A 7438-nucleotide genomic window follows, 5' to 3' on the forward strand; every position below is an offset into this window, starting at 1 on the left:
GCGACACAGCCGGCAAGGGCGGGGCGATTTCAGCCATCTCCGAGACGCTCAACCCGCGCCAATGCCGCACCGTGGCCTTGGGTAAACCCAGCGACCGCGAGCGCGGCGAGTGGTACTTTCAGCGCTATGTGCCGCATCTGCCGGCGGCCGGCGAGATCGCGCTGTTTGACCGCAGCTGGTACAACCGCGCCGGCGTCGAGGCGGTGATGGGCTTTTGTACGCCCACGCAAACCGCCGCGTTTTTGAAGCAAGCGCCGGTGTTTGAGAAGATGTTGGCCGATGACGGCGTGCTGCTGTTCAAGTACTGGCTGTGCGTTGACCAGGAGCAGCAGGAGCTGCGCTTCGCCGAGCGCCTGGCCGACCCGCTGAAGCGCTGGAAGTTGTCGGCCATCGACCTGGAAGCGCGGCGCCTGTACAAGCAGTACGGCGAGGCCCGCGATGTGATGTTGAATGCCACCCACACGCGCCATGCGCCCTGGGCGCTGGTGGACTTCAATGACCAGCGGCGCGGGCGGTTGGCTTTGATCCGCCACCTGCTGAAGCATCTGCCCGATGTGACGGTGCCACAGCCTAAGTTGAAATTTGGGCCGCTGGCTCACAAACCCCTGCTGGAGCATTTCGGCAGCAGGCACCGACCGATCAATCTAGCAAGCAAGACCCGCTGAGTCAGCTGCGGTTTTTGGCGCTCTCATCCCCTTTATGGCAATTCTCCAGGCTCAATTTCTTGCTGCTCGGGCGAGCCAGTTGGAATCGATTTGATCGGTTTGAAGAAATTTTTGGCCAGGATGGAGGGGATGAAGGGGATGAATGCATGAGACGCATTGATGTCAACTGCTAAACTGGTCAGCACACTAGTCAGTTGGAGGTGGCGCTATGAACTCTTGGCCCGTACAGGACGCGAAGGCTCGGTTCAGTGAGTTTCTTGAAAGATGCTTGACCGAGGGGCCGCAAATGGTCACCAAGCGTGGTGCCGAGGCAGCGGTTTTGGTGCCGGCCGAGGAATGGCGTCGGCTTCGAGCTTCTGCTCAGCCCACGCTGAAGGAGCTATTGCTTTCGAGCCAAGCGCTGACCGAGACGCTGGTGCCCGCCAGAGGCCTGCCGGGCCGGGCTAAGCGGCGCACTCCTACGGCATTGCGGTAAACCTAGATTCGGCAGTTGACCGCTCCCCAATGTGAACAAACATCGATGAACACTAAGAACATTCATGTTTACCTGATTCACCAATTGGGTGAAAACGCTAATCGCCCGCCTGAGCCGCGCCGGAGCTCGCTGATCTGCGTTGCTCCGCCTGGGATCACTGATCCCAGGCCCTCGCCAGGCAAAAGCAGTCCACAGGACTGTTTCTGTCCGGGCTTAGCCTACGTGGGCAGGAGCCCACTTCGTCGTCGCGCCTTGCCAGCAAGTCCCGGCACGACTCCTTCGGGCGCTTTCAACTGCCGAATCTAGGGTAAGCGAGGTGTACCTGCTTGACACCAATGTGGTTTCGGAGCTTCGCAAGCCCAAGCCACATGGCGCGGTGCTGGCATGGATTGAGTCCATTCCGGACGCCGAGTTGTACATTTCGGTCGTCACGATTGGCGAGATTCAAGCCGGTATCGAGTTGACGCGCGAGCAAGACGAAGCGAAAGCCGTCGTGCTTGAACAGTGGCTGGAACTGATTTCCGGCACCTTCAATGTGCTGGCTATGGATGCACCCGCTTTCAGGCTATGGGCACGGCTGATGCACAAAACCTCCGATACGCTTTACGAGGACGCAATGATCGCCGCCACTGCCAAGCTGCACAAGCTGACGGTGGTGACGCGCAATGTGGCGGACTTCAAGGGCTTTGGGGTGAGCGTATTGAATCCGTTTGCAGCGGCTCGGAAATAAGCTCGAACCCGCCTATTCAGTTGGGGGCGGAGCTCGGACACAAGGCAGTCCCAGCGGGCTGACTTGTGCCTAGCGAAGGATTGGCCGCCTGCCTGCGGCCAAGCGGAGCTTGCCGAGTACAGCAAGGTCCAACCCACAAGGACTAAAGAATCACCACCGCATCCAGCAATTCATTCGGATTGCTCTCGCCCGGTGCCAACGGGAATTCGGCCTGCAGCAGCGCGTCAACAGCGGCCACAGCCGCTTGCAAACCCTGCTCAAATTGTCCGTTACGCAGACTGGCCCGCAGCGTTTCGACGATAGGTGCCCATTGCGCCGCGCTGACGCGCGCATTGAGTCCGCGGTCCGCCACGATCTCGATCGCATGGTCGGCCATCAGCAAGTAAATCAAGACGCCGTTATTCGACTCGGTATCCCAGATGCGCAGCTTGCCGAACAGGGTCACCGCGCGCTGGCGAGCGCTCAGGCGTTTGGTCAAATAGGACAGCGGCAAGCCGGCTTCCACGCAAACGCAGATTTCACCGCTATGGCGCGACTCACTGGCGCGAATGGCGCTTTCCAGCCCTTCAATGGCGCTCGTCGGCAGCGCGCGTGCAAGGTCCGAGTGATCGATCCAGCGATGCTTGAGTAAGCGGCCGAGCATGGAGCCTTTGTGCTGTTGCTGAGGCATTACCAGTCTCCCGAGGCGCCGCCGCCGCCAAAATCGCCGCCACCACCGGACGAGAAGCCGCCACCTCCACCTCCGCCAAAACCACCGCCGCCACCGCCGCCCCAAATAATGGGGCCGCCGCTTCCCCCGCCGCGGCGCCCTGAGCCGACGCCCATCACGCCCACCAAGATCATCGACGCAATGCCGGCCAGGCCCGCCACCAGCAAGCTCGACATCAAAAACCAACCGAGCGCGCCGGCCGCACCGCCGGTCAGCACGCTGCCGAGCTTGCGGCCAAAAATACCGATCAGAATGCCGCCCAGCACCGGTACGCCGATGAAGAACAGCGCGCCCAATTCTTCAAAGCTGAAGCCATTGCTTTGTTGCCCCTGGCCACCCTGTTTTTTGGGCGCCGGCAACTCTTCCCCGCGGATGCGCATAGCCAACTGGTCAACGGCCAGATTCAGGCCGCCCGCATAGTCACCCTTCTTGAAGGCCGGGGTGATGGCGTTCTGGATGATCATTCGCGCCGCCAGATCGGGCACCGCGCCCTCCAAGGTTTTGGCCACCTCGATGCGGACTTTGCGGTCGTTCTTGGCCACCACCACCAGCATGCCGTCGCCGACCTCCTTGCGGCCCAGTTTCCAGGCCTCGCCGACGCGCTGCGCGTAGGACGTGATGTCCTCCGGCGCCACCGTCGGAACGATCAGGATCGCCAGCTGCGAGCCGGCCTCTTGCTCAAAGGCGGCCAGCTTGGCGGTCAGCGCCTCCAACTGCGCCGGCGTCAGCGTGGCGGTCTGGTCAATCACACGCCCGCTCAAGCCCGGCACCGGCAGCACATCCTGCGCCCAGGCCGGCAAGGCCAGGCACAAACCCAATATAAGCGACAGCAGTCGGCCCAGCATAACGAGCTTACTTAGCGGGGGCTTTGTCGAAGCTGACCGTCGGTGCCACCTTGATGGTGGCCTCGTTCTCGACCGTGAAACTGGGCTTGACCTTGTAGCCCATCACCATCGCGGTCAGGTTATTGGGGAAGCTGCGGGTGTGCACGTTGTACTCGGCCACCGTCTTGATGTAGCGGTTGCGCGCCACGGTGATGCGGTTCTCGGTCCCTTCCAACTGCACGCGCAGGTCTTGAAAACCCTGATTGGCCTTCAAGTTAGGGTAGTTCTCGGTGATCGCCATCAAGCGGCTCAGGGCGCTGGAGACCTCGCCCTGCGCGGCTTGGAACTTCTTCATCGCCTCGGGGTCATTGGCCAGCTCGGGCGTGACCTGGATGCTGGTCGCCTTGGCGCGCGCCTCGACCACCTTGGTGAGCGTCTCCTGCTCGAAGTTGGCCTCGCCTTTGACGGTGTTGACGATGTTGGGGATCAAGTCGGCGCGGCGTTGGTACTGGTTCAACACCTCGGACCAGCCGGCGTTGACCTGTTCGTCCAGCGTCTGGAACTGGTTGTAGCCGCAGCCGGACAGCGTTAGGGTAGCGGCCAGCAAGGTGGTGGCGACGGCGCCACGCTTCAGCAAGGTCGAAATCATTTGAAATCCTCCGGTCGGTGATGGGAACCACCCCACAGGTGGTGTTGCAGTGATCAGATTCAAGAACGGGCGCAGTATCGCAGCGTCTTGACGCCCTCATCAGCTGCGCGCCGACTCAGAAGCTTTCTCGCACCCGCAGATAGCTTGCAAACTTCGGCAAGCCGGTCGAAGTCAGACCGCGGTAACGATAAGTCACCACCGACCCAATGGGTGGAGGATTGGCACGATCCGCGTCGGAGAATCCGGTGCCGATGCGAAAGCGCCGACCTTCAGGCGTCTCCAGCAGCAAAGATCCCATCCTGCCCAGATGGCGCCCCTTGCCGGGCATGTGGCCGACGACGGTCGCCTCGGTATCCAGCATCGATTTCAGTTTCAGCAGCACATCGCTGCGGCCGGTCAGGTAGGGCGCGTCGGCAAGGTGCAGCACCAGCCCTTCGGCACCGAGCTTGACGACCTCTTTGAGTTTGGCCGCCAGCGCTTGACGGTCGGCGATGCGAAATTGCGCGATCGGCTGCAGCCAAGGCGCGCTGCTATTCGCATGGGCCTTGCTGATGGCGGCGTGCATCAGCGCGATACGTTCGGTAAAGCTGCCAAGCGCATCCGGCATTTCAAAGATCATGTACTTGACCTGTCGCCATTCCTCATCAATGGGCAGATCCCTGCGCACGATGGCGGAGAGCTTGTCGAAACTCTGGCGCGCAATCCACAGCTCGCCATCCAGCGGCACCGGCGGCAGTGCATCGGTGAACCACTTGGGCGCATGCACCGGATTGCCGCTGCGATGACGCAAGGTCTTGCCATCCCAGACCCCACGCACACCGTCTAGCTTCTCGCTGATCCAATAGTCGGCGGGGTCTATGCCGTCGTGATAGACGTTGGCGAGCAGGATGTTGCTGCTGTTATTGCTACCGGCGGCCAGTGCTGGCCGGCCATAGCGCGTCAGCAAAAGACCTAAAGCCGAGGCGGCGAGGAATCGGCGTCTGTGCATGGCATACCTCCAACGAACCACGCGCGAGCGTACTGCTGTATTGACCAGCCGCAAAGCCGTCAGCATCAAATCTGAGAATAGGTGCGGCGCATCGGATAATCGCCGCACTATGCATGCACCACTTCAGAACGACACTTTTCTGCGCGCTTGTCTGCGCCAGCCCACAGCCCACACCCCCGTCTGGCTGATGCGTCAGGCCGGCCGCTACCTGCCCGAATACCGCGCCACCCGCGCCAAGGCCGGCAGCTTCATGGGCCTGGCCACCAACCGCGACTACGCGACCGAAGTGACGCTGCAGCCACTGGAGCGCTATGACCTCGACGCGGCGATTCTGTTCAGCGACATCCTGACCGTGCCGGACGCGATGGGCCTGGGTTTGTCCTTCCAGCTCGGCGAAGGCCCCAAGTTCGCTAAAGTCGTGCGCGACGAGGCCGCCGTCAACGAGTTGGCGGTGCCGGACATGGAGAAGCTGCGTTATGTGTTCGACGCCGTGAGCTCGATCCGCAAGGCGCTGAATGGCCGCGTGCCCTTGATCGGCTTCTCCGGCAGCCCCTGGACGCTGGCCTGCTATATGGTCGAGGGCGGCGGCTCCGACGACTACCGCCAGGTCAAGAGCCTGATGTATGCGCGCCCCGACCTGATGCACCGCATCCTTAAGCTCAATGCCGATGCGGTAGCCGCTTACCTGAACGCACAGATCGAAGCCGGCGCGCAGGCGGTGATGCTGTTTGACAGCTGGGGAGGCGTGCTGGCGGACGGCATGTTCCAGCGTTTCAGCCTGGACTATTCGCGCCGCGTGCTGGCACAGGTGAAGACCGAGCATGAGGGCGTGCGCATCCCGCGCCTCTTGTTCACCAAGGGCGGCTCGCTCTGGCTGGATGAATTGGCCGATGCCGGTGCCGACGTGGTGGGCCTGGACTGGACGGCCAATCTCGGCAAAGCCCGCGCCCAAGTCGGCGACCGGGTGGCGCTGCAGGGCAATCTGGACCCCAACGTGCTGTTCGCGCCGCCCGACGCGGTGCGCGAGCAGGTGCGCGCGGTACTCGACAGTTTCGGCAACCCGCGGCGCGCCGACGGTACCTGGGACGGCCATGTGTTCAATTTGGGACATGGCATCAGCCAATTCACGCCGCCCGAAATAGTTTCGGTGCTGGTGGACGAGGTGCACGCGCATTCGCGGCTTATTCGCGCTGGGAACTGAGTCGAGTAAACGCAGCCAAATGGCTTCTTGAATGTGAAGTGAGCACTTAGGGTGGGGGACTTATCCCCAGTTTGGGGCGAGCGAGGCGGCCAGAGTTTTTATATTGCGCTGCAGCTAAGTGTTTTCCCGATTGTGGGCTAAGTGCTTGATTTATAAGAGGGTGTCGCCACTCGCAAGAGAACAGTCATCGACACGGCTTGGCGATGACAAGCCGACTGAAAACTCACTCTTAGAACTTTTCCCACAAAGTTATCCACAGAATTTGTGGATTCCCTGCTGAGTCCTTTGGAATCATGCACTTAAGCGCAAATCTTCAATCAAAGCCTGATTTTGGTCGGCCCGCACGGCATGACTGAGGCGGCGTCAATCGGCCCACATCGCTTGCGGGTCGCCGTTGAAGCGCCGCAGCACAGCGGTATCAGCGGGCCGCTCGACTATCTGTCTGAAACTCAGCTGGCACCGGGTAGTTTGCTGCGGGTGCCGCTGGGCAAGCGCGAGTTACTGGGTATTGTTTGGCCCGGCGCTTCGGCTGCCGGCACGGCCGAGTATGCCGACCCGGCCAAACTGCGCGCCGTGCTCGGCGTTTTGGAGGGTTTGACGCCGCTCAGTCCGAGCTGGTGCCGGTTGGTGGAGTTTGCGGCCGCCTATTACCAGCGCGGCGTGGGCGAGTTGGCCTTGTCGGTATTGCCGCCGCAATTGCGGGAGCTGGAAAGTCAGCCCTTGCAGCTGCGCCTGAAGCGCATGCGCAAATGGGTGACTGAGCAGCAGGCGGCACCCGCTCTGGCCTCGCTGCAACCGATCTTGAGTCCGGCGCAAGGCCAGGTGCTGGCGCAGCTGGACGCGCTGCTGGCCGAGCCTGCGGGCAAGGCCGCGCCGCCGCCCGTGTTGCTTTACGGCGTCACCGGCAGCGGCAAGACCGAGGTCTATCTGCGTGCCGCCGAGCATGCCTTGGCGCAAGGTTTACAGGTGCTGGTGCTGGTACCCGAGATCAACCTGACGCCGCAGTTGGAGGCCCGCTTCGCCGAGCGCTTTGGCGGCCGCGTGCTGGTCTCGCTGCACAGCGGCTTGACGCCGGCACAGCGCCTGCGTAACTGGATGGCTGCGCATGAGGGGCACGCCGACTTGGTGCTGGGCACGCGGCTGGCGGTGTTCGCGTCTATGCCGAGGCTGGGGCTGATCGTCGTCGACGAGGAGCAT

At 62.1% G+C, this 7438-nt stretch carries 9 protein-coding genes; 5 read left to right on the forward strand and 4 right to left on the reverse strand.

Translation table 11 applies throughout. The features are described from left to right. The 3 genes from RMO57_RS19930 to RMO57_RS19940 form a co-directional block, all read left to right on the forward strand. A partial coding sequence (locus RMO57_RS19930; RefSeq protein ID WP_310389630.1) for a polyphosphate kinase 2 occupies nt 1–665 on the forward strand: 665 nt, incomplete at its 5' end. Between the two features lie 208 nt (nt 666–873). Continuing rightward, complete coding sequence (locus RMO57_RS19935; RefSeq protein ID WP_310389632.1) at nt 874–1140, forward strand: type II toxin-antitoxin system Phd/YefM family antitoxin; 267 nt, start codon at nt 874–876, stop codon at nt 1138–1140. A 316-nt stretch (nt 1141–1456) separates the two neighbouring features. After that, nucleotides 1457–1870: a type II toxin-antitoxin system VapC family toxin gene (locus RMO57_RS19940; protein WP_310389634.1), complete on the forward strand. Its 414-nt coding sequence runs from the start codon at nt 1457–1459 to the stop codon at nt 1868–1870. A gap of 142 nt (nt 1871–2012) precedes the next feature. Here the strand turns inward: RMO57_RS19940 and RMO57_RS19945 are convergent, their stop codons facing one another. The 4 genes from RMO57_RS19945 to RMO57_RS19960 form a co-directional block, all read right to left on the reverse strand. Further along, the gene (locus tag RMO57_RS19945; protein ID WP_310389636.1) at nt 2013–2513 is read right to left on the reverse strand and encodes a TPM domain-containing protein; all 501 of its coding nucleotides are present in this window, start codon (nt 2511–2513) and stop codon (nt 2013–2015) included. A gap of 26 nt (nt 2514–2539) precedes the next feature. Further along, nucleotides 2540–3424, reverse strand: coding sequence for a TPM domain-containing protein (locus RMO57_RS19950; protein ID WP_310389638.1), 885 nt, complete (start codon nt 3422–3424; stop codon nt 2540–2542). 7 nt (nt 3425–3431) lie between these two features. After that, complete coding sequence (locus tag RMO57_RS19955; RefSeq protein WP_310389639.1) at nt 3432–4052, reverse strand: LemA family protein; 621 nt, start codon at nt 4050–4052, stop codon at nt 3432–3434. Nucleotides 4053–4167: 115 nt separating this feature from the next. After that, the gene (locus RMO57_RS19960) at nt 4168–5040 is read right to left on the reverse strand and encodes a DNA ligase (RefSeq protein ID WP_310389641.1); all 873 of its coding nucleotides are present in this window, start codon (nt 5038–5040) and stop codon (nt 4168–4170) included. 109 nt (nt 5041–5149) lie between these two features. Here RMO57_RS19960 and hemE point away from each other — a divergent pair, with 109 nt between their 5' ends. Next, the gene (gene hemE, locus RMO57_RS19965; protein WP_310389644.1) at nt 5150–6241 is read left to right on the forward strand and encodes a uroporphyrinogen decarboxylase; all 1092 of its coding nucleotides are present in this window, start codon (nt 5150–5152) and stop codon (nt 6239–6241) included. A gap of 381 nt (nt 6242–6622) precedes the next feature. Further along, nucleotides 6623–7438: DEAD/DEAH box helicase (locus tag RMO57_RS19970; RefSeq protein WP_310389646.1), on the forward strand; the 816-nt coding region annotated here is incomplete at its 3' end.

The organism is Roseateles sp. (assembly GCF_031397715.1).
GTDB lineage: Bacteria > Pseudomonadota > Gammaproteobacteria > Burkholderiales > Burkholderiaceae_C > Paucibacter_A.

Excerpts from the sequence above, each read along its gene's own strand:
- RMO57_RS19935 (WP_310389632.1), top strand. The coding sequence starts at position 874 with ATGAACTCTTGGCCCGTACAGGACGCGAAGGCTCGGTTCAGTGAGTTT.
- RMO57_RS19945 (WP_310389636.1), bottom strand. The coding sequence starts at position 2,513 with ATGCTCGGCCGCTTACTCAAGCATCGCTGGATCGATCACTCGGACCTT.
- RMO57_RS19950 (WP_310389638.1), bottom strand. The coding sequence starts at position 3,424 with ATGCTGGGCCGACTGCTGTCGCTTATATTGGGTTTGTGCCTGGCCTTG.
- RMO57_RS19955 (WP_310389639.1), bottom strand. The coding sequence starts at position 4,052 with ATGATTTCGACCTTGCTGAAGCGTGGCGCCGTCGCCACCACCTTGCTG.
- RMO57_RS19960 (WP_310389641.1), bottom strand. The coding sequence starts at position 5,040 with ATGCACAGACGCCGATTCCTCGCCGCCTCGGCTTTAGGTCTTTTGCTG.
- hemE (WP_310389644.1), top strand. The coding sequence starts at position 5,150 with ATGCATGCACCACTTCAGAACGACACTTTTCTGCGCGCTTGTCTGCGC.